Below are 21,401 nucleotides of genomic sequence, written 5' to 3'. Positions count from 1 at the left end.
AAAGTGAGTATTAAATGTTGTCTTGTTCTAAACGTGCTTCTTTTTCTAGTTTTGTTTTAATTCGTTGACGTTTTAGTGGTGATAAATAGTCGACAAATAAAACGCCATTTAAATGGTCAAGCTCGTGCTGAATACAAATACTTAATAAGCCATCACCATCCAAGGTAAATTCTTTACCCGTTTTATCTAGTGCTTTTACTGTGCAGCTAGTGTGACGGTCGACTTTTGCGTAAATTCCAGGAACCGATAAACAACCTTCTTCATTGATTACGGTTTCATCACTTTTAGCGATAATTTCTGGGTTGATTAAAACAATAGGTTGGTCTCCATTTTCAGAGACATCCATTACGACAATGCGTTGATGGATGTTAACTTGGGTAGCGGCTAAGCCGACACCTTTTTCTTCATACATGGTTGACAACATATCATTTATGATTGTTAATGTAGCGTCTGTAACTTCAGTTACTGGGCTAGCTGTTGTTTTTAAACGAGGATCTGGGAATCTTAATACAGTTAAAATAGTCATAATCTTATAAATGTTTGATAAAAGAATTAGCGATAATGCTTTTAGAGTGTTATGTTTACCATTATAGCAACTAATAATGCTGCATTTCTATAAAAGCATGAAAAACCATCATAAAGGAACTAGACACATGCTAAAAAAAATATTGTTAACACTCTCTTTATTTGCGTGTTCTACTATATCATTGGCTGATCAACTTAAAATAAATGATGATGCACCCAAAACATATGTCGTTGTTAAAGGAGATACCCTTTGGGATATATCATCTGTATTTTTAAACCAACCATGGCTTTGGCCTAAACTATGGCGTTTAAACCCTGACATTAAGAATCCCCATTTAATTTATCCAGGTGATATTATTTCATTAGTCTATGATGAAAATGGTGAGCCTATGTTGGTGCTTAAGTCAACTAAGGGTAAACCCGGCTTTAAATGGTCTCCAAAAATTCGTCAAAAAAACAAAGAAAACTCTGCAATAAAATTATTACCATTAGAAGTTATTGCGCCATTTATCAAGTATGATCAGTTATTTAGTGCTGAGCAACTTGAACAATTCCCGCATGTTATAGGCAGCGATGAAGGTTATAGATCAAGTATCACAGGGTTTAAAGTTTATGTTAATAAAGATCTAGAATTATCTAAAACATACGCGATTTATAATAAAGGTGAAGAAATCATTGATCCAGAGACTGAACTCTCTCTAGGTTTTTATGCTGATCTTGTAGCCACAGGTCAAGCGATTAGATCGGGGAATATGGATGAAAAAGAACCGGCAACCTTAAAAATCAGTACAGCCAAGCGCGAAATACATTCAGGTGATTATGTTGTTCCCGTTAATGAAGGACAAATGTTACCTTCAATTTTTACCATGAAAGCGGTTGATAAATCATTTCGTGGCACAATTGTAAAAGCGGTTAGTGAAGGGCGAGAATTTGGCAAATTAGAAGTTGTAATGATTAACCGTGGTACTGAACATCAAGTTGTTGTTGGTGATGTTATGTCAATTAGACGTTTAAGTCCTGGTGTAGTAGAGACTAATACTGGACCTAAATATACCCACGAGGCGTCTAGATGGCACCGTTTATTAAGTGATAATGGTTCAGATTATAAAATGCCAGAAGAGTATTTAGGTGAATTAATGGTTTTTAAAGTTTATCCGCAAGCGAGTATGGCGTTAATATTGAAAACTGAAAAACCGGCGAGATTACAAGATAGCGTTGCTGCACCAGAATAAGCACTATTTAAAAAGGTTATAACTGTTATTGTTCTATATTAGAGGAGATATGTCTTAGGGAGAAGACAAGTGCAAAAAAGTAATATTCATTATTGGTTAGCCTTAAAGTCCGTGCCTCGGCTAGCCATTCATAAAAAATTAGCGTTGGTGAATCACCACGGTTTGTCAACGCTTTTTACTTCTTCAAAATTAACATCAGCTAATAATTTAACAGTAAAACAATTGTCCGCTTTTCATCAGCCCGATTGGCAAGCAATTGATGAGATAATTATCAACAGCCAACGTTGCCATAGTGAAATTATTGGTTTTGATGACGAACAATACCCACCTATGCTCAAACAAATTTATGATCCGCCTCTGGTGCTATTTGTACAAGGTAATAAGAGTTTATTGCATCAAAATCAATTAGCGATTGTGGGTAGCCGATCAGCTAGTATTAATGGCAGAGAAACCGCTTTTAAAATTGCTCAACAATTAGTTGACGTTGGGTTAGTCATAACAAGTGGCTTAGCGCTAGGTATTGATGCTGCAGCACATAAAGGAGCGTTAACTCGTCATGCTAGTACTATTGCAGTAGTGGCTACAGGATTAGATCAAGTATACCCAAGAAGACACCGATCTTTAGCTAAAAATATTATAGAAAAAGAAGGGGCTATCATAAGTGAATTTTTGCCTGGTACTTCACCCAAAGCAGGACATTTTCCAAAAAGAAATAGAATTATCAGTGGATTAAGTGGTGTGTTGGTTGTCGAAGCGGCTTTGCAAAGTGGTTCACTCATAACAGCTCGTTGTGCGCTAGAGCAAAACCGTGATGTTTTTGCAATACCAAGTGGTATCGGTAACTTACAAGCAAAAGGGTGTCATTGGTTAATTAAACAAGGTGCTAAACTTGTTGAAGAACCTGCCGATATAATAAATGAGTTAGTTTTTCTGGATAATTCTAGTCTACACTTATCACAGCACCCGAAATTAGAATCAAGCGTAAATGAAGAAATTGATGGTGAAAGACTAAATAAGGACTTGTGCGATGATGAAATGTTGGATAGTGTGGGGTTTGAAATTACGCCCGTAGATACGGTTGTACTGAGGAGTAAACTTCCAATTCAAGAAGTGCTCACTCGGCTAACTATATTGGAGTTGAAAGGTTTGGTAGCTGCAGTACCAGGGGGCTACCTTAGATTGTAGTAACATATCCAAGGTGAACAAGGGGCTAGTTATGTTCGATATTTTAATGTATTTGTTTGAAAATTATATACATAGTGAAGCCGAAGTTATGGTCGATCATGATATATTAACCGATGAATTAACGCGAGCCGGTTTTCATCAAGATGAAATATACAAAGCACTGAGTTGGTTAGAAAAGCTAAGTGCGCTGCAAGATTCTGATGCTTATCCTTATTTAACACGAGTGGGTAATCAATCTTTCCGCATTTATACTGAAAATGAAATGCAACTGCTTGATACACAAAGTCGAGGATTCATTTTGTTTTTAGAACAAATAAATGTCTTAGATTTTACCACGCGTGAAATGGTTATCGACAGGGTGATGGAGCTCGATACAAATCATTTCTCTTTAGATGATCTAAAGTGGGTTATTTTGATGGTGTTATTTAATGTTCCAGGGCAAGAAAATGCCTATTCTCAAATGGAAGAACTTATTTTTGATGAACAAGAGGGACTATTACATTAGTATCGTGTTAATTCCGTATTAATCGCTATCTTAACCCATCTATAGGCCTATAATTTAGGTACTAGTCTTTTTAAGGGAAGTTGTGGCATAATATGTCACAACTTACTTGTGCTTTTGTTTAACTAATGCCTAATTCAATTGATCCTAACAAAGGAAAACCTTTATTTTCTCGACACGAGCATGCGCTAGAGAAAGCGTATGAAGTTTGTCCTGAATGTGGTTCAGAGCTAACAATAAAGCGTGGAAAGTCGGGGGCGTTTTTTAGCTGTTCCAATTATCCTAATTGTCAATATACCCGTTCAGTTGTAGAGCATGAAAGGGTAGAGGATACGCCTTTGCCGGGTAGTGAATGTCCCTTATGTGGGCACGAATTAGCTGTGAAACAAGGCCGATATGGTATGTTTATTGGTTGTACAAGTTACCCTGACTGTCACCATATAGAAGAAGAGCAAGCACATGATACGCCGAGTGTCCCTTGCCCTGTTTGTCTAAGCAAAGGCTGTATTGGCCTATTAAAAGAGAAAACTAACCGCTTTGGAAAAACATTTTACTCTTGTGATCAATACCCAAAATGCAAATATGTTTTAAATCATCAACCTGTCGAACATGTTTGTCCTCAATGTCATTGGCCTATATTAATTAAGCGCGTAATGGCAAGTGGTGAGGTGCTCAGTTGCCCACAGAAACAATGTGATTATAAACTTAAAACGTTATAAGTTATTCATTCCAATTTGAACTTAATTGTAAACCTTTTTATTTTTAAACCTAAAGAAAGAGAAATATTATGACTTCACCTTTTGTTGCCATTTTAATGGGGTCTGATTCAGACCTACCCGTAATGCAAGCTACTATTGAGATTTTAAAGCAGTTTGATATTACTCATGAAGTTCGTGTTCGTTCAGCGCACAGAACACCTGATGCTGCTAAAGCCTATGTAAAAGACGCCGAAGAACGTGGTTGTAAAGTGTTTATTTGTGCTGCAGGTTTAGCCGCTCATTTAGGCGGTGCAGTTGCCGGTATGACAACTAGACCCGTTATTGGGGTTCCTGTTGATTGTGGTCCATTGCAAGGGCATGATGCATTGCTTTCAACCGTTATGATGCCTGGTGGTATTCCTGTTGCTACAGTCGCTATAGGTAAAGTCGGTGCTAAAAATGCTTGGTTACTTGGCTGCACAAATTCTAGGTGTCGCAGATCAAAGTATGGCGGATAAGGTGAAAGCTGAGCGTGTATCAAACGCTAAAGCTTTGTTAGCTAAAGATGAAGCTATGCAAGCAAAATTGAGTTAATACTACGTATTTTAGGTGAACTTTTAGCTTATACTTTCAGAAAGTTCACCTATTATTTAACTACCGCTAAAGTGATTTTTTTATGAACGATACTTCAGCAATGAAAACCGCGACCAAGATATTTTATCAGGGCGGTATTATTGCTTATCCAACGGAGGCTGTTTTTGGTCTAGGTTGTGACCCCGATAATAATTTGGCAATTCGCAATTTATTAACAATTAAACAAAGGCCTACTCATAAAGGATTAATATTATTGGCAGCTAATTACTCACAACTGTTAGCCTATATTGATGATGACCTGCTGAGCGAATCTCAAAGACAAACAATCTTATCTCGTTGGCCTAATGCAATAACTCAAGTATTACCCGCTAAAAAAAATATTGCACCTTTACTTTGTGGCAAGTTTGACTCGATTGCTGTACGTATTACTGACCACGAAGATGTCGTCTCTTTATGTAATCAAACAAATAAGCCAATAGTGTCGACTAGTGCGAATTTAGCCGGAGAAACACCTGTTAAAACGTGGCAGGAAGTTGAAGCACAGCTTGGCGATAAAGTAGACTTTATTATCAGAGGAAAAACGTCTGGATTACTAAAGCCTTCAAAAATTATTAATGGATTAACAGGAAATATATTACGTAGTTAGTATTTAATAACATATCTCTGTGATAAATATCACACTCATTGTTTTTGTTTTGTTTTTGGTATAATAAAACAATCGCATAAGTTGATTTAAATCAATATTATCTAGTTCATCAATTATCTAACTTGAAAACATTGCGCTAAATCAAGTTTTTAAAAGTGAATAGATCTATTATATCCACAAATTATTTAGGGATATATATTATGAAAAAATCATTATTAACAATTGCATTATTATCAAGTCTTTCAACAGCTGTTCTTGCTCATCAAGCAGGTGATATTTTAGTAAGAGGAGGAGCAACATCGGTTAATCCTGATAGTGAAAACGCAGCCGTTTTACTCTCTGGTGCTGATTCTACCATGTCACTTTCCGTTGATGATAATACTCAACTCGGTTTAAACTTAGTATACTTTTATGACAGTAACTGGGCCGTAGAATTATTAGCGGCAACTCCGTTTACACATGACGTTACTATTTATGATCCTAACGCAGTTTTAGGTGTTGATGGCGCTAAGCTTGCCGAAGTCACACATTTGCCACCTACATTAAGTGCGCTTTACTACATTGATATGAATTCTGCTTTTAAACCTTATGTGGGTGTAGGCATTAATTATACGCACTTTTTTAACGAAGAGTTTGAGGCCGCACCAAAAAGCTTAGGGTTAACTAATTTAAAACTAGACGGCTCATTTGGTTTTGCTGTACAACTAGGAGCAGACTATGAAATTGATGAAAATTGGTCGGTGAATTTTTCTGCACGATATATTGATATTTCTACAGATGCAACATTTGATGTAGCGGGTGACAATATTGGTAAAGCGAAAGTAGATGTTGATCCAATGGTTTATTCATTAATGGTTGGCTATAAATTTTAATACAATGTTAAAATATAAATAAGAATAAAAAGCAGTAATCCGATACTGCTTTTTTTATGTCCTTAAAACACCAATTCGGTTAGTCTACCTATAATTATAATCTTAGGTAAATTTTATGGATCAATATCGTGTTTTTGGTAACCCAATAAAACAATCACGCTCACCGTTAATTCATCAGTGTTTTGCTAAAGAAACAAATCAATCTCTTAATTATGAAACGCAATTTTCAGAATTAGATAGCTTCAAGGAGACAGTAACAAAATTTATTGCTCAAGGTGGTAAAGGAGCTAATGTAACGGCACCATTCAAAGAGCAAGCGATGGCTATGTGTGATGAGTTAACTGCGCATGCTAAGTTTTCTGGTGCGGTCAACACACTAACGTTTAAAAACGGTAAAATATATGGCGATACGACAGATGGTGTTGGTTTAGTAAATGACCTACTTGCCAATAATGTTCAGCTTGAAAGCAGCCGAATATTATTACTCGGAGCGGGTGGGGCGTCGAAGGGCGTAGTTTTACCTTTATTAGATCAAAACCCTGAATCTTTAACTATTGCTAATAGAACTGTATCTAAAGCACAATCGATAGTCGAGCAATACACAAATAAACCACTTTCAGCTTGCTCATTTGATGAAGCTAATGAACAGGTGTTTGATATTATTATCAACGCAACTTCTGTTTGGTTTGACTGGTAATGGCTTACCTATATCTGAGAAGCTTATTACGGAAAACTGCGTTTGTTATGATATGACTTATGGAAAAGAGCTAACGCCATTTTTGCAAAAAGCAAAAGCACTAAAGGCTAAAAAAGTTATTGATGGCTTAGGTATGCTTGTTGGACAAGCAGCGGAAAGTTTTTATATTTGGAGAGGGATTAGGCCAAGTGTTGATTCAGTTATCTTGAAATTAAAATCATCCTTTTCATAAGGAAAAGCTATGAACCAAGCAATTTTATTTAATGATGATTTGGTATTTGATGAAAAACAAGCTGCTTGGTGCTTTACTGCACAAGCATCAGGACAACTTGTTACTATTTACTGTCATTCGGCGCAATTAGAAAAATTAGAATATATTGATAACTGCACAAAATTTGATATTGAAGAGATAGTTGAGCTCTGGTTCGAAAAGAATGAATTGGAAGGCGATGTAATCCATATAAAAATTTAATGATTTAAATAACGATAACTATTACATCATTATAAATTAATATAAGGTTTAGCATTACTGAGCCAAATAGTCATTTTTTAAATTAATATAATTTATTGCTGACTGTTTTAAGAAATGTAATTCACTATCTTTTAGTTTTCTAACCTGTTTCACAGGGTTACCTACATAAAGGTAACCACTTAGTAATGTCTTGTTAGGGGGAACTAAACTTCCGGCTCCGATAAAAACATCATTTTCAATAATTGCACCATCCATAATAATAGCACCCATCCCTACAAGAATACGATCGCCTAATGTACACCCATGTAACATGCATTTATGGCCAATTGTTACATCGGCACCAATAATTAAAGGGTTACCGTTAGGATTCTGGGTGCTTCTACGGGTTACGTGTAAAACCGTACCATCTTGAACATTAGTTCTTGCGCCGATAGTAATCGTATTTACATCACCGCGGGCTGCAACTAAGGGCCAAATACTAACATCATCTTCTAGGGTGATATCGCCAACAAGCACTGAAGAGATATCAATATAATTACCATTACCCAAAATTGGGAATGTGTCATTGTATTTTCTTAAGTTTGGGGAAGTCATAAAATTACCTTGTACAAGAGTTGATTAAATTAGAATACATGATGACAAAATAACATAATAAAATAATAATTATAATTAACAGCATATATATAATTGATGAAAGTAACGACTTAGCTATTAAAGAAAATAGTAACATTGAACGTTACAGCATAATAAAACCGCAATATTGGCAGGGTTTGTACGAATGCTAAGCAGTTAAACAATTATTACGTTTTTTTTACAAAAAAGAGTTGACGTCAGCATATAAATCTCTACAATGCGCTCCAGTTCCAAGGGGTTCAGCCAAAAAGCTTAACCAACTGGATGTTTTGATAAGTTATCTCGCTACTTATTTAAGTAAACAAGTTAACTTAACGTTTTAAAATGAAAAGCTTGGAAGTTTAAAAAAACTTTTAAATAAATTCAAAAAAACGTTGACATCAAAACTCGGAAGCGTATGATACGCATCCTGCTTCGGGGCAACAGCAACGAAGCAAAGGTTAATTCCAAAGTAACGAACGAATGCGATTCTTACTTATCTTCTTAAGAAGATGTTCTTTAACAATTAGTTATCATGCAATTTGTGTGGATACTCACATTAACTTGTTTTTACATAGTTCTTTAGCTTTTATTAGCGAGAACAAAAAAACGCTTTAATGAATGATGTTCACATAAATGAATACTTTTCTTCGGAAAGGTAATACTTATATATGTAATGCGATATTTACTTTGGCTTTTATAAGCTAAGTAAGTATCACGACAGAATTCATTGAGCAGTAACACATCATTATTACTTCGGTAAAAAGGGTGAGGTTACACAAACGATTTTTAATTGAAGAGTTTGATCATGGCTCAGATTGAACGCCGGCGGCAGGCTTAACACATGCAAGTCGAGCGGTAACATTTCTAGCTTGCTAGAAGATGACGAGCGGCGGACGGGTGAGTAATGCTTGGGAATATGCCTTATGGTGGGGGACAACAGTTGGAAACGACTGCTAATACCGCATAACGTCTACGGACCAAAGGGGGGATCTTCGGACCTCTCGCCATTTGATTAGCCCAAGTGAGATTAGCTAGTTGGTGAGGTAATGGCTCACCAAGGCGACGATCTCTAGCCGGTTTGAGAGGATGATCAGCCACACTGGGACTGAGACACGGCCCAGACTCCTACGGGAGGCAGCAGTGGGGAATATTGCACAATGGGCGAAAGCCTGATGCAGCCATGCCGCGTGTGTGAAGAAGGCCTTCGGGTTGTAAAGCACTTTCAGTAAGGAGGAAAGGGATGTAGTTAATAACTGCATTCTGTGACGTTACTTACAGAAGAAGCACCGGCTAACTTCGTGCCGGCAGCCGCGGTAATACGAGGGGTGCAAGCGTTAATCGGAATTACTGGGCGTAAAGCGTTCGTAGGCGGTTGATTAAGCAAGATGTGAAAGCCCAGGGCTCAACCTTGGAACTGCATTTTGAACTGGTCAACTAGAGTACTGTAGAGGGTGGTGGAATTTCCAGTGTAGCGGTGAAATGCGTAGAGATTGGAAGGAACATCAGTGGCGAAGGCGGCCACCTGGACAGATACTGACGCTGAGGAACGAAAGCGTGGGGAGCGAACAGGATTAGATACCCTGGTAGTCCACGCCGTAAACGATGTCAACTAGCCGTTTGTGGTCTTGAACCGTGAGTGGCGCAGCTAACGCACTAAGTTGACCGCCTGGGGAGTACGGCCGCAAGGTTAAAACTCAAATGAATTGACGGGGGCCCGCACAAGCGGTGGAGCATGTGGTTTAATTCGATGCAACGCGAAGAACCTTACCATCCCTTGACATCCAGAGAAGAGACTAGAGATAGACTTGTGCCTTCGGGAACTCTGTGACAGGTGCTGCATGGCTGTCGTCAGCTCGTGTTGTGAAATGTTGGGTTAAGTCCCGCAACGAGCGCAACCCCTATCCTTATTTGCCGAGTTAAGTCGGGAACTCTAAGGAGACTGCCGGTGATAAACCGGAGGAAGGTGGGGACGACGTCAAGTCATCATGGCCCTTACGGGATGGGCTACACACGTGCTACAATGGCAGGTACAGAGGGCAGCAATACCGCGAGGTGGAGCGAATCCCACAAAGCTTGTCGTAGTCCGGATTGGAGTCTGCAACTCGACTCCATGAAGTCGGAATCGCTAGTAATCGTAGATCAGAATGCTACGGTGAATACGTTCCCGGGCCTTGTACACACCGCCCGTCACACCATGGGAGTGGGATGCAAAAGAAGTGGCTAGTTTAACCTTCGGGAGGACGGTCACCACTTTGTGTTTCATGACTGGGGTGAAGTCGTAACAAGGTAACCCTAGGGGAACCTGGGGTTGGATCACCTCCTTATCTTGAAGTAAAAACGATTAATGGAATCCTCGGATTCACGAGTGTTCACACAAATTGTATGATGACGAAAATGAAGAAGTTCTTAATGTTAGTTTCAGATCGTTTAGGCGAAGTAATTTTACTTTAGTTCAAGGCGTGCGAGGTATGAGCGTTGAAGTTACCGTCTGGTAATGACAAGCAAATAACGAGTACAACGATGAAATTAAGTAAAAGGACAAGCGTAAAATAGGTCTGTAGCTCAGCCGGTTAGAGCGCACCCCTGATAAGGGTGAGGTCGGCAGTTCAAGTCTGCCCAGACCTACCAAATTCTTCGTTATACCGCGTTATTTAATAACTCGCTTAGAAAAGACTAAGCTTCGCTATTAAATGCCTTGTCTAACTTGAATTGTATTTAACTTCTTCACAAAAGAAAGAGACCAAATTTAAACGGTTGTAGGGGTAAATATATTTACGCTTTTTATGACACTTTAAATTTGGTTTTTTAAACCAAATTTCTTAGCGAATGCGACTAAGAGATGAGTTCTTTAACAATCTGGAAAGCTGATATAAATACCGATATTTATAGGGCAAGCACGGTGTCGCGCTGTTGCTCGCATAACTATAAATATCAAGCTGTTATTTATCCAATATCGTGGGTAAGTAATGGTGATAAGGCGTTCTCCTCGAATGTCTTATCAAATTGTTTTTAACGTTTGTTTTTAAACAAATGTTATGAGCTCTTATTCAAGTAACTCATCACTTTTATTTAGCAATAAATGAAGTGAAGTGCGTGAAAATGTCAGACTTTACAATTAACTCGGTTTAGTCACCGAGTAGTCTAAAATGTTTGAAATGTCTTTTCTCTTATTATAAGAAAAATGATTTTTCGCAGGATTTTTGCTTGTTAGACAAGACGCTTATTTGTGACGTGTAGTTTCTTCTACGCAAACACGTAAGCAACACAGTATAACAATCAAAAGACAATGAAACAATTTGGGGTTGTATGGTTAAGTGACTAAGCGTATGTGGTGGATGCCTTGGCAGTTAGAGGCGATGAAGGACGTGTTAATCTGCGATAAGCGTTGGTAAGGTGATAAAAACCATTATAGCCAACGATTTCCGAATGGGGAAACCCACCTGTCATAAGGCAGGTATCATTAAGTGAATACATAGCTTAATGAGGCGAACCGGGAGAACTGAAACATCTAAGTACCCCGAGGAAAAGAAATCAACCGAGATTTCGTTAGTAGCGGCGAGCGAACGCGAATCAGCCCTTAAGCTTATTGGGCGCTAGTGGAAGGTTCTGGAAAGGACCACGATACAGGGTGATAGTCCCGTACACTAAAGCAACCTTTAAGTGAAATCGAGTAGGACGGAGCACGTGAAACTTTGTCTGAATATGGGGGGACCATCCTCCAAGGCTAAATACTACTAACTGACCGATAGTGAACCAGTACCGTGAGGGAAAGGCGAAAAGAACCCCTGTGAGGGGAGTGAAATAGAACCTGAAACCGCATACGTACAAGCAGTGGGAGCCAAATTTAGTTTGGTGACTGCGTACCTTTTGTATAATGGGTCAGCGACTTATATTCTGTAGCAAGGTTAACCGATTAGGGGAGCCGTAGCGAAAGCGAGTGTTAACTGCGCGTTTAGTTGCAGGGTATAGACCCGAAACCCGGCGATCTACCCATGGGCAGGTTGAAGGTTGAGTAACATCAACTGGAGGACCGAACACACGTATGTTGAAAAATGCGGTGATGACTTGTGGGTCGGAGTGAAAGGCTAATCAAGCCGGGAGATAGTGGTTCTCCCCGAAATCTATTTAGGTAGAGCCTCGGATGGACACCACTGGGGGTAGAGCACTGTTAAGGCTAGGGGGTCATCCCGACTTACCAACCCTTTGCAAACTCCGAATACCAGTGAGTGATATCCGGGAGACACACTGCGGGTGCTAACGTCCGTTGTGAAGAGGGAAACAACCCAGACCGCCGACTAAGGTCCCAAAGTACTAGTTAAGTGGGAAACGATGTGGAAAGGCATAGACAGCTAGGAGGTTGGCTTAGAAGCAGCCACCCTTTAAAGAAAGCGTAATAGCTCACTAGTCGAGTCGGTCTGCGCGGAAGATGTAACGGGGCTAAACTAGTCACCGAAGCTGCGGATTCATAATTTATTATGAGTGGTAGGGGAGCGTTGTGTAAGCCGTTGAAGGTGAATTGAGAAGTTTCTTTGGAGGTATCACAAGTGCGAATGCTGACATGAGTAACGATAAGGGGAGTGAAAAACTCCCCCGCCGAAAGACCAAGGTTTCCTGTCCCATGTTAATCAGGGCAGGGTAAGTCGGCCCCTAAGGCGAGGCGGAAACGCGTAGTCGATGGGAAACAGATTAATATTTCTGTACTTCTATATATTGCGAAGGAGGGACGGAGCAGGCTAGGTGAGCACAGTGTTGGTAATCTGTGTGAAAGTGCGTAGGTCGGGAGTTTAGGTAAATCCGGACTCCCTTAAGGCTGAGACACGAGACGAGACTCCAAGGAGTTGAAGTCATTGATGCCATACTTCCAGGAAAAGCTTCTAAGCTTCAGATATATAGGAACCGTACCCCAAACCGACACAGGTGGTTAGGTAGAGAATACTAAGGCGCTTGAGAGAACTCGGGTGAAGGAACTAGGCAAAATAGTACCGTAACTTCGGGAGAAGGTACGCCCTCAATGGTGATGGAATTTACTTCCTAAGCGATGGAGGGTCGAAGTAACCAGGTGGTCGAACTGTTTATTAAAAACACAGCACTGTGCAAAATCGAAAGATGACGTATACGGTGTGACGCCTGCCCGGTGCCGGAAGGTTAATTGATTGGGTTAGTTTTCGGACGAAGCTCATGATCGAAGCCCCGGTAAACGGCGGCCGTAACTATAACGGTCCTAAGGTAGCGAAATTCCTTGTCGGGTAAGTTCCGACCTGCACGAATGGCGTAATCATGGCCACACTGTCTCCACCCGAGACTCAGTGAAATTGAATTTGCGGTTAAGATGCCGTATACCCGCGGCTAGACGGAAAGACCCCGTGAACCTTTACTATAGCTTGACAGTGAACATTGCTCCTACATGTGTAGGATAGGTGGGAGACTTTGAAACTTCGTCGCCAGATGGAGTGGAGTCAACCTTGAAATACCACCCTTGTATGCGTGATGTTCTAACCTAGGGCCCTGATCGGGCTTGGGGACACTGTCTGGTGGGTAGTTTGACTGGGGCGGTCTCCTCCCAAAGAGTAACGGAGGAGCACGAAGGTTGGCTAAGTATGGTCGGACATCATACGGTTAGTGCAATGGCATAAGCCGACTTAACTGCGAGACAGACACGTCGAGCAGGTACGAAAGTAGGTCATAGTGATCCGGTGGTTCTGTATGGAAGGGCCATCGCTCAACGGATAAAAGGTACTCCGGGGATAACAGGCTGATACCGCCCAAGAGTTCATATCGACGGCGGTGTTTGGCACCTCGATGTCGGCTCATCACATCCTGGGGCTGAAGTCGGTCCCAAGGGTATGGCTGTTCGCCATTTAAAGTGGTACGCGAGCTGGGTTTAGAACGTCGTGAGACAGTTCGGTCCCTATCTGCCGTGGGCGTTTGAGAATTGAAGAGGGCTGCTCCTAGTACGAGAGGACCGGAGTGGACGAACCACTGGTGTTCGGGTTGTCATGCCAATGGCATTGCCCGGTAGCTACGTTCGGAACTGATAACCGCTGAAAGCATCTAAGCGGGAAGCAGGCTTTGAGATGAGTTCTCACTGGAGCTTTAAGCTCCCTAAAGGGTCGTTGGAGACTACAACGTTGATAGGTCAGGTGTGTAAGGGTTGTAAGGCCTTGAGCTAACTGATACTAATTACCCGTGAGGCTTAACCATACAACACCCAAGTGGTTTTGTGTGAAGACTGACAAATAAAGGCTATGAGAATAGCAACATCACGCACGTGAGACTTGAATGAATAAATGTATTTATATCGTAGGTAAGAATATTCTTGCTTAAGTGTTTTCCAAGATTGCTAATTACCAACGTAAGTTGAGTGATTAAAAAGTTTTTGTTTAGCGACAATAGCGCTGTGGTACCACCTGACTCCATTCCGAACTCAGAAGTGAAACGCAGTAGCGCCGATGGTAGTGTGGGAGTTCCCATGTGAGAGTAGGACATTGCTAAACTTCTATTAAGAGAAGCCCGATTCGAAAGAGTCGGGCTTTTTGCTGTATGAAATTTAAAAATAAAATTAACGACAATAGCACAACAGTAACAATAGCGCAGTGGCACCACCTGACTCTATTCGCACATACTGCCGCGGCGCCCAGAAGTGAAACGCAGTAGCGCCGGATGGTGCAAAGCGTGTGGGTGTTCTTCTCTTTAGGTGAGCGTAGTACATTGCTAAACTTCTTTTATTAAAAGTATAAGGGAGAAGCCTGTTACATAAGTGACGTGCTTTGTGCTGTTTGGGAATTAAAAAAATTATGTAAATAGGTCATTTAGTACTAGCCACTTGATTAATTTTTGTTACACTACTTGCTCAAAAATAATACTAATAATAAATTATATCAATAGCTCCTTGTTTGAGTTTGATGTATATAAATGGGAACCTTGATGGAACCAAGGATAAATTGTCTAAATAACAACGCAACTGAACATGCTGAAGTACAAATATTATTACAAGATTTATATTCAGCAAATGAACAGCTTAAGCGAGCAAATGCTTTCAATGAAGATTTGAGACGTGGCTACAAATCAGAACTCGAAGCACTTGTCGAAGAACGAACTCATGAACTTGAAACAGCGAACACCAATTTACGTTTGCAAATAGCTGAAAGAGTTAAAGCAGAGCAACAGCTTTATTTTGATGCTCATCATGATTCATTAACTAAGCTCCCTAACCGTGCAATGTTTTCAGATAGGTTAAGTCATGCTATCAGTCACTTAAAACGCCACCCCGACCAACGCTTTGCGGTGTTATTTATCGATCTTGATAGATTTAAGATTATAAATGATACATTAGGGCATCACGCAGGTGATACTTTTCTTGTTGAAATTGCAACTAGGCTTAATGCTTGTGTACGAGATAATGATGTTTTAGCTCGTCTTGGGGGCGATGAATTTGTTATTTTGTTAGATTCGCTGCAATCTGAAAATGTTGAGGATGTTGCTAACCGTATTATAAGCAGTATAGAAAAACCCTATTTAATTGAGAGTAACACTCTGTATTCCAGTGCTAGTATTGGTATTGCCTTGTGTAATGAACATTATCAAAATTCTGATGAAGTATTACGTGACGCAGACGCCGCAATGTATCAAGCAAAGAGTTTAGGACGCGGTCGTTTTGTTTTTTTTGATGATAGTATGCGAGATAAACTCCTTGCAACGATGACCTTAGAACAAGAGTTAAGAATAGGGATAGAACAAGATCAGTTTGAACTACATTACCAAAAAATATCAGATTTAAGTTGTAAAAAAATTATTGGTTTTGAAGCTCTGCTTCGGTGGAATCATCCAAAAAAAGGTTTGTTAACCCCAAGCCATTTTTTGCATCTTGCAGAAGAAACAGGAATTATTCTGACAATCGAAACCTGGGTTGTTGAAGAAGTAGCCAGACAGTTACAGGAATTAAAAAATGATCCAGACAACCGACATGCTTTTATTGCCATTAATTTATCGGGTAGACATTTAACACAAGCTAATCAACTTAATAAGCTTGTTGCTTTGATAAATGATCAAGACTTTGAACCTCAAAGGCTTATTTTAGAGTTTAATGAAACTGCTTTTTCTCAACATGAAGAGCTTTCTCTCAAAGGCTTACGTAAATTAAAAAGTATCGGGGTCAAATTAGCCTTAGATGATTACGCATCAGGCGTTTCGTCTTTTAATTTTCTACATAATTACCCGTTTGAGTTTATAAAGTTAGATCGTGGGTTTATTCGTACTTTAACAAATAGTGATAGGAATTTGCCCTTAGTAAAAGCGTTACATGATCTAGGAGAACAATACGGATATCGATTAGTTGCAGAAGGAATTGAAAGTGAAAACGTTAAGAAAAAATTACATTCTGTAGGCTGTGATTTTGGGCAGGGTTACCATATAAGTAAACCTGAGAAACTTCAAAAAGGCTTATCAATTAGTAAAACAAAGAGTTGTGCCTAATGGTACTTATTCACAAAGGTGTATTAGCATTTCATAAAATTTGTCTTAGCTCATAATTTTTTAAAACAATATAGGGTTTTACTCGTTTACTCAATTAGTTTCGGTGTATACTGCTGTTAAATTGTTTATAGGAGCTTGTTATGGGTGGTATTGGTATTTGGCAATTATTAATTGTTGCACTTATTATTGTTTTATTATTTGGCACTAAAAAATTACGTAATCTTGGGGGCGATTTAGGCTCGGCAATTAAAGGTTTCAAAAATGCAGTAACTGATGATAAAGAATCAGAAACAAAATCAGAAGGTAGTGCAGATTCTTTGGCAGATAAATCAGCTGCAGCAACCGAAGCAAGTAAAAAAGAAAGCCATAAAGAAAATAGTCAGGCATAACTAATGTTTGATATAGGTTTTTGGGAGCTAATGCTGATTGGTGTTATGGGGCTAGTTGTATTAGGTCCTGAACGTTTACCTGTTGCTGTAAGAACTGTAAGAGGTTGGATAACTGGCGCGCGAAAGTTTAGCGATACAGTAAAAGCGGAACTGTCCGAAGAGCTGAGAATTCACGAATTGCATGCTAATTTGAAAAAGGCAGAGCAAGGGAATATGGCAAATCTTTCACCTGAAGTAGCAGAATCTGTTAAATCCTTACAAGAAGCTACAGCGATGGTTAATGAACCATTCAAAAAGGTAGATAGAACAGCTTTAGATTCGATGATATCTACTTCACTTGCTAATTCAAAGGTTACCCAGAAAGGGGCATCTGCATTGGAGGATAATGAACAAGAACTGAATAATGACAATTTAGATCATTCTCAAATAAATGATACTGATGTTATAGACAACAATGTTAAAGACAAATGAATTCAACTAATCAATCGAATCAGACATCCTCGGAAGCTACACAAAAAAGTGTAACACTTTTTGATCATCTACTCGAATTAAGATCTCGTTTATTGCGTGCAGTATTAGGCGTTATCTTAGTGTTTTGTAGTTTGGTTTACTTTGCGCAAGATATCTATCAGTATTTGGCGCAACCTTTACTTCAGACTATGCCTTCTGGTTCACAAATGATTGCAACCGATGTTGCCTCTCCTTTTTTTGCACCTTTTAAGTTAACCATAGTGCTTTCGATTTTTATAGCAATGCCTCATATTTTGTATCAAATTTGGTCTTTTATTGCTCCAGGATTATATCGTAATGAAAAGAAATTAATTGCACCTTTAATGCTCGGGTCAACATTGCTTTTTTATGGTGGTATTGCCTTTGCTTATTTTTTAGTTTTCCCTGTCGTATTTGCTTTTTTTACTTCAGTAGCACCTGAAGGTGTTGTAATTGCGACTGATATTAGTAGTTATCTTGATTTTGTATTAAAATTGTTTTTTGCTTTTGGCGCAGCCTTCGAAATCCCTATCGCGATAATATTACTATGTTGGACTGGCGTTACTAGCCCAAATAGTCTGCGAGAAAAACGTCCGTATGTCGTTGTTGGTGCCTTTGTTGTCGGTATGTTACTTACTCCTCCTGATATCATTTCTCAATCTATGCTTGCCATACCTATGCTGATCTTATTTGAGTTGGGAATTATTATCGCTTCTTTGTATCACAAAGAAGATGAAGAATTAGAAAAAATGAAATATGAATATCAAAATAGTAACAATAGTTATTACTTTTATTTTACTAGTATCGGTAGATACGTATGCGAGTAACTCGGCAAAATTAGTTGATAGATTATCAATGTGTACCAAAGATTTCAAATGATGGTGAACGCTTGACTTGTTTTGATAAATTAGCAAGTAACACAGTTGTAAATTTAACAACAGAACAGGAAAGCGATAAATTAGTTTCCCAAATAAAACAGGCTAAACGAGAAGAAGCTCAAAAAATAGCAGACTTTTCCAAAGAAGATATTAAAAAAACTGGAGATGACATAGAACTTGTTAGTATTACAGGGACAATTAGTAAGTTACAAAAATTATTAAGGGGTCAGTGGGTGATCTCTTTAAAAAATGGCCAGAAATGGCAACAAACAGATACATCAAGATTAAATTTAAAAGTTGGGAATGATATACGTTTACTAAAGGGAAGTTTGGGTTCCGTATATTTGTTTGTAGAAGGTAGTCAGCGTAGTATCAGAGTTAAGCGGCTTAAATAGTGATTGATATTGGGGTTAACCTAACCAATAAACGTTTTGATAAAGATCGAACGGAACTGATTGTTCGTGCGAAAAAAATAGGGGTAGAACAGCTAATTATTACCGGCACTAACGTGGAAGAAAGTAAACAAGCCTTGATGTTGTGCCAAAATTATCAGTCACAGTTCCCTAATGCTTTGTTTGCGACTGCCGGAGTTCATCCTCATGATGCTGATGGTGTTTGCGATAATTATTTATCAGATTTAGCGCTATTAGCTAAACAACCCTTTGTGAAAGCTATTGGCGAGTGCGGTTTAGATTTCAATAGAAATTTTTCATCAGCCGAGCAACAAGTAAAAGTATTCAAGGCGCAAATTCAACTAGCAACACAACTAGGTATGCCATTATTCCTACATCAGCGTGATGCATTTACGGATTGGTTTGAACTATTAAAACCTTTTGTAGACCAAGTTCCGGCAAATGGTTTCCCATTGTTTTACGGGGAATAGAGAGGAGCTGAGCAATGTATTGATGTGGGAATGTATATAGGCATTACTGGATGGATATGTGATGAGAGAAGGGGGCAAATGCTGCAAGATATTGTTGGCAACATTCCTTTAAACCGTTTATTAATTGAGACAGACGCGCCTTATTTAACCCCGAGAACAATTACCCCTAAGCCGAAGAGTAACCGTAACGAACCAAGTTATTTACCTTATATTGTCGAAAAAATTGCTGACATAACAGCTCTTGACCCTAACGACATTGCTTGTCAAACTACTCTAAACGCTCAAAAAGCATTTAATTTACCCACTTAATTCGTCACACTTACTAAGGTTTGAACTAAGTATTAACTATGGTTAATTTTTTCACCAAATATTAAAGACGATACAAGTTTTATGCTTGTTTAGTTGTATTTTTTTTATAATGCCTATCACACAAGTGAAAGCTGAAAGCCCTACTTATATAATAGATCAAGATAAGCAATTAGTTGTTCATTATTTACATCATCTTCTGAACGAGTCAGAGCAAAAAACCACAATTAAAGTCAGAGATTTACTAAATTTTAAATGGAAAGATGTTTCTTTGACCAATGGTGATTTATTAATTATGCCAGGTAAAAATTGGTTTACATTCAATTTGGTTAATCAACAGGCTTTCTCACAGCAAGTGGTCATAGATATAGCGAATCAAGTACGTATGAGTAAAGTTGAACTCTTTACCCTTGATATACACAATAATCTTGTTCAACAAGCGATGCATTTGCAGCGAAGCAATAATAGAAGCGCTAAAATCACAGTGTCAGCAATGTCTCAGTTGACTCTGTATGTAACAATTGAAAGTGCTAGCCAGTTGCGTTCATCTGTCAATATATACTCAGCAAATGAATATATTAAAGCCGAACACACTTCAGTTTAGACAAGGTATTGCGATAGGGGGGCTGTTTTGTCTATCTATTGCTTTTATGTTGTTATTCTTTGCAACAGGTAATAAACCTATTTTGATTCTTTTTGGGTATTTTTTAAGTAACACTCTGATGCTTTCAGCGATGCTTGGTTTTAATATATATTACTTGTTACCCTCTTCAGTAAAATTAATTGGTATTGAGATTCCTATACTCGTATCAGTTTCAGCTATTTTTTTGTTTGTGTTTACCTCTCAACTTTTTAATTTAAAAATTAGGTTTTATGGTATTTACCAAATAATTCGTGTTTGTTTATGGTGTTTATTATTCTATATACCACTGAGTCTTCAGCTTACTATTGCGGATAACATAGCGATTAGTATGGCTATTTATGCTTCAGCAAATTTTTCGCTAATTGTTTTGGGGCTTTATTTACGGAGACAGGGAAGCAGGCTAGCGTTACTTTTTACATTTGCTATGGCAGTCCAATTTATTCTGGCTGTAGTAGTTATAGCTTGTGTAAACTGGTTTGATATAGGCTTTATTGCCTATAGAGATATATTTTATGGTGTTCTATTTTGGCTTAATTGCTTATTGATGACTTTTATTTTAAGTCGTCAATATCGTTATCAATTAATCGATAAACAAACAGCGCAACGTCAAGCTCTACAAAATGCCATTGCCTCTGAACGGGCACAGGAGGAGCTGCTAAGATTGAAATTACAAAACCAAGAAGAATTGGAAAACCGTGTTCAAGAGAGAACGTTAGAACTCAATATTGCTTTACAAGAATTAGAAGAAGTAAATCAAGAGCTTGAACAAAAAAATACACTTGATGAATTAACAGGGTTATTTAATCGTCGTTTTTATGATCAAAAAATTCTAGCAGAATACCGTAGAAGTAAACGAAATTTAACGCCGTTAAGTTTAGTGTTAATAGATATTGATCACTTTAAAAAGGTTAATGATACATATGGACATTTAGGCGGAGACCGTTGTATTTCATGGCTTAGTGAGCATATAAAGCAAAGTTTAAAACGCAGCTCAGATATGGCTTTTCGTTATGGCGGGGAAGAGTTTTGTTTGATTTTACCTGATACCGATGAAAAAGGTGCATTAGTCTTGGCAGAATCATTACGAAATAACATTGCTAAACAGGCTTGTCTCTACAAGGATATATCTATTCCATTAACGATTAGCAATGGTATTTTTACGTATCACCAACAAGATAATGTGTCGGTAGAGCAAATATTTTTCAGTGCAGATAAAGCACTTTATCAAGCAAAACATGACGGCCGAAATCGTAGTCAGGTAGGCGAAGTAAGTATTGAAAGTACAAATAACACAAAATTCTAG

General features: G+C 38.6%; 18 protein-coding genes, 1 tRNA gene, 3 rRNA genes and 2 pseudogenes. 22 read left to right on the top strand and 2 right to left on the bottom strand.

Annotated features, from left to right (window positions below; translation table 11 throughout):
* Positions 1 to 10: 10 nt before the first annotated feature.
* Positions 11 to 526 carry a peptide deformylase gene (gene def / locus L3081_RS01420; protein WP_242282925.1) on the bottom strand — a complete coding sequence of 172 codons (516 nt, stop codon included), beginning with the start codon at positions 524 to 526 and terminating at the stop codon, positions 11 to 13.
* A 127-nt stretch (positions 527 to 653) separates the two neighbouring features.
* On the opposite strand from def, the gene L3081_RS01415 reads away from it, so the two are divergent.
* From L3081_RS01415 to L3081_RS01375, 10 genes and pseudogenes are all read left to right on the top strand, one after another.
* On the top strand, positions 654 to 1,757 hold the full coding sequence (locus L3081_RS01415) for a LysM peptidoglycan-binding domain-containing protein (RefSeq protein WP_242282923.1): 1,104 nt from the start codon (positions 654 to 656) through the stop codon (positions 1,755 to 1,757).
* 69 nt (positions 1,758 to 1,826) lie between these two features.
* Positions 1,827 to 2,942 carry a DNA-processing protein DprA gene (dprA, locus tag L3081_RS01410; RefSeq protein ID WP_242282921.1) on the top strand — a complete coding sequence of 372 codons (1,116 nt, stop codon included), beginning with the start codon at positions 1,827 to 1,829 and terminating at the stop codon, positions 2,940 to 2,942.
* A 31-nt stretch (positions 2,943 to 2,973) separates the two neighbouring features.
* Positions 2,974 to 3,447: a DUF494 family protein gene (locus tag L3081_RS01405; RefSeq protein ID WP_242282919.1), complete on the top strand. Its 474-nt coding sequence runs from the start codon at positions 2,974 to 2,976 to the stop codon at positions 3,445 to 3,447.
* Positions 3,448 to 3,572: 125 nt separating this feature from the next.
* Complete coding sequence (locus L3081_RS01400) at positions 3,573 to 4,163, top strand: DNA topoisomerase family protein (RefSeq protein ID WP_242282917.1); 591 nt, start codon at positions 3,573 to 3,575, stop codon at positions 4,161 to 4,163.
* Between the two features lie 68 nt (positions 4,164 to 4,231).
* A pseudogene (purE, locus tag L3081_RS01395) lies at positions 4,232 to 4,736 on the top strand (5-(carboxyamino)imidazole ribonucleotide mutase).
* 82 nt (positions 4,737 to 4,818) lie between these two features.
* Positions 4,819 to 5,382, top strand: coding sequence for an L-threonylcarbamoyladenylate synthase type 1 TsaC (gene tsaC / locus L3081_RS01390; protein WP_242282915.1), 564 nt, complete (start codon positions 4,819 to 4,821; stop codon positions 5,380 to 5,382).
* Between the two features lie 200 nt (positions 5,383 to 5,582).
* On the top strand, positions 5,583 to 6,254 hold the full coding sequence (locus L3081_RS01385) for an OmpW/AlkL family protein (protein WP_242282913.1): 672 nt from the start codon (positions 5,583 to 5,585) through the stop codon (positions 6,252 to 6,254).
* Positions 6,255 to 6,369: 115 nt separating this feature from the next.
* Positions 6,370 to 6,951, top strand: a complete 582-nt coding sequence (gene aroE / locus L3081_RS01380; RefSeq protein WP_420839689.1) for a shikimate dehydrogenase — start codon at positions 6,370 to 6,372, stop codon at positions 6,949 to 6,951.
* Positions 6,941 to 7,183, top strand: coding sequence for a hypothetical protein (locus L3081_RS28845; protein WP_420839688.1), 243 nt, complete (start codon positions 6,941 to 6,943; stop codon positions 7,181 to 7,183). The genes aroE and L3081_RS28845 overlap by 11 nt, the downstream gene beginning before the upstream one ends.
* 9 nt (positions 7,184 to 7,192) lie before the next feature.
* Complete coding sequence (locus tag L3081_RS01375; protein ID WP_242282911.1) at positions 7,193 to 7,423, top strand: hypothetical protein; 231 nt, start codon at positions 7,193 to 7,195, stop codon at positions 7,421 to 7,423.
* Positions 7,424 to 7,477: 54 nt separating this feature from the next.
* Here the strand turns inward: L3081_RS01375 and L3081_RS01370 are convergent, their stop codons facing one another.
* Positions 7,478 to 8,017, bottom strand: coding sequence for a gamma carbonic anhydrase family protein (locus L3081_RS01370; protein WP_242282910.1), 540 nt, complete (start codon positions 8,015 to 8,017; stop codon positions 7,478 to 7,480).
* Positions 8,018 to 8,825: 808 nt separating this feature from the next.
* Here L3081_RS01370 and L3081_RS01365 point away from each other — a divergent pair.
* The 12 genes and pseudogenes from L3081_RS01365 to L3081_RS01310 all read left to right on the top strand — a co-directional run bounded on the left by L3081_RS01365 (position 8,826) and on the right by L3081_RS01310 (position 21,401).
* A 16S ribosomal RNA gene (locus L3081_RS01365) occupies positions 8,826 to 10,362 on the top strand.
* 227 nt (positions 10,363 to 10,589) lie between these two features.
* Positions 10,590 to 10,666 (top strand) — tRNA-Ile (locus tag L3081_RS01360).
* Positions 10,667 to 11,346: 680 nt separating this feature from the next.
* A 23S ribosomal RNA gene (locus L3081_RS01355) occupies positions 11,347 to 14,239 on the top strand.
* Positions 14,240 to 14,417: 178 nt separating this feature from the next.
* Positions 14,418 to 14,532: ribosomal RNA gene (rrf, locus tag L3081_RS01350) — 5S ribosomal RNA — on the top strand.
* Together the 16S, 23S and 5S rRNA genes with 1 tRNA gene alongside form the textbook arrangement of a ribosomal RNA operon.
* A 430-nt stretch (positions 14,533 to 14,962) precedes the next feature.
* Positions 14,963 to 16,510 (top strand): putative bifunctional diguanylate cyclase/phosphodiesterase, encoded by a 1,548-nt coding sequence (locus tag L3081_RS01345; RefSeq protein WP_242282908.1) that lies wholly within the window; start codon positions 14,963 to 14,965, stop codon positions 16,508 to 16,510.
* Between the two features lie 140 nt (positions 16,511 to 16,650).
* Positions 16,651 to 16,899 carry a twin-arginine translocase TatA/TatE family subunit gene (gene tatA, locus L3081_RS01340; protein ID WP_242282906.1) on the top strand — a complete coding sequence of 83 codons (249 nt, stop codon included), beginning with the start codon at positions 16,651 to 16,653 and terminating at the stop codon, positions 16,897 to 16,899.
* Between the two features lie 3 nt (positions 16,900 to 16,902).
* Positions 16,903 to 17,370, top strand: coding sequence for a Sec-independent protein translocase protein TatB (tatB, locus tag L3081_RS01335; RefSeq protein WP_242282904.1), 468 nt, complete (start codon positions 16,903 to 16,905; stop codon positions 17,368 to 17,370).
* Positions 17,367 to 18,215, top strand: a complete 849-nt coding sequence (gene tatC / locus L3081_RS01330) for a twin-arginine translocase subunit TatC (RefSeq protein ID WP_242282902.1) — start codon at positions 17,367 to 17,369, stop codon at positions 18,213 to 18,215. Before tatB ends, tatC begins: the two co-directional genes overlap by 4 nt.
* 14 nt (positions 18,216 to 18,229) lie before the next feature.
* Positions 18,230 to 18,661 carry a hypothetical protein gene (locus L3081_RS01325; RefSeq protein ID WP_242282900.1) on the top strand — a complete coding sequence of 144 codons (432 nt, stop codon included), beginning with the start codon at positions 18,230 to 18,232 and terminating at the stop codon, positions 18,659 to 18,661.
* A pseudogene (locus L3081_RS01320) lies at positions 18,661 to 19,458 on the top strand (TatD family hydrolase). The gene L3081_RS01325 and the pseudogene L3081_RS01320 overlap by 1 nt, the downstream one beginning before the upstream one ends.
* Positions 19,459 to 19,582: 124 nt before the next feature.
* On the top strand, positions 19,583 to 20,059 hold the full coding sequence (locus tag L3081_RS27820) for a 7TM-DISM domain-containing protein (RefSeq protein WP_242282898.1): 477 nt from the start codon (positions 19,583 to 19,585) through the stop codon (positions 20,057 to 20,059).
* On the top strand, positions 20,025 to 21,401 hold the full coding sequence (locus L3081_RS01310; RefSeq protein WP_242282896.1) for a sensor domain-containing diguanylate cyclase: 1,377 nt from the start codon (positions 20,025 to 20,027) through the stop codon (positions 21,399 to 21,401). Before L3081_RS27820 ends, L3081_RS01310 begins: the two co-directional genes overlap by 35 nt.

This window comes from Colwellia maritima (assembly GCF_022669015.1).
GTDB lineage: Bacteria > Pseudomonadota > Gammaproteobacteria > Enterobacterales > Alteromonadaceae > Colwellia > Colwellia maritima.
The sequence above is the reverse complement of the archived record's forward strand: the minus strand, read 5'-3'. Positions and strand labels throughout refer to the sequence as shown.